Below are 1,036 nucleotides of genomic sequence, written 5' to 3'. Positions count from 1 at the left end.
GGGGGTTGGCCGCACGGCCGCCGGGGGCCGACGGGCCCTCGTTCACCCGGGTGATGGTCCTGGAGCGCTTCCGCGAGGACCCGGCGGCGGTCGCCTCCGACACCGAGATCGCCCTGGTACTGCCCCCCGAGGGCGTCCCGACGGTGTTCGTACGCGAGACCGCGATGTCCGACGACGCGGCGCTGGACTTCGTCGACCTGGTCGAGGAGCGCCTGTTCGCGGAGCCGGACCAGGGGGACGCGGACGCCGCGAACACCGAACGGGACGGGGACGCCGAGCCCCTCGACCCGGCGTCCACCGCCCACGCTCCGGCACCGCGGCCCACCGTGGACGGGAGCGCGCCCGCCGGCCGCCCCGGCACCGTCGTCGACCTGGTGGCCCGGGTGTGGGAGCGGAGCCCCGACGCGGTGGCCGTCCGCACCGCCGACAGCGCGCTCACCTACGCCGAACTGGAGTCCTGGTCCGCCGTCATCCGCGACGAGCTGATCGAACACGGGGTCGGTCCCGGGTCCGTCGTGGCCCTGCTCACCGGCCGCGGTCCGGAACTCGTCCCGTCCATGCTGGGGGTCGCACGCACGGGAGCGGCGTTCCTCCCCCTGGACCCGGGTTACCCCCAGGAGCGGCTGCGGACCTACGCGCAGATCGCCGAGGCCGCGTTGGTCCTGACCACGGCCGACCTGGAGGGGAACGCGCACTTCGTGGGCACCCCCGTGCTCGTCCCGGAGCCCGCGCGGCGGCCGGCGCCGGGCACGGAGGCGGCCGATGCGGAGTCCCCTGCCTACGTCCTGTTCACCAGCGGTTCCACCGGCGCCCCCAAGGGGGTCGAGGTCGGCCACGCCGCCCTGGCCAACTTCCTGGAGGGCGTCGGGGAGGTCGTGGACCTCCACCCCGGCGCGCGGGTGCTGGCCCACACCACCGTCGCCTTCGACATCTCCCTCCTCGAACTCCTCCTCCCCCTGGTCCGGGGAGCCACGGTCGAGCTGGCCGACGAGGACACCGTCGCCTCCCCGGAGGCGCTGACGGACCTGGCGGACGC

At 75.5% G+C, this 1,036-nt stretch carries 1 protein-coding gene; it reads left to right on the top strand.

Translation table 11 applies throughout. The annotated features are described in order from the left end of the window. A partial coding sequence (locus D455_RS29870) for an AMP-binding protein (protein WP_152487037.1) occupies positions 1 to 1,036 on the top strand: 1,036 nt, incomplete at both ends.

Source organism: Nocardiopsis halotolerans DSM 44410 (genome assembly GCF_000341065.1).
GTDB lineage: Bacteria > Actinomycetota > Actinomycetes > Streptosporangiales > Streptosporangiaceae > Nocardiopsis > Nocardiopsis halotolerans.
The sequence above is the reverse complement of the archived record's forward strand: the minus strand, read 5'-3'. Positions and strand labels throughout refer to the sequence as shown.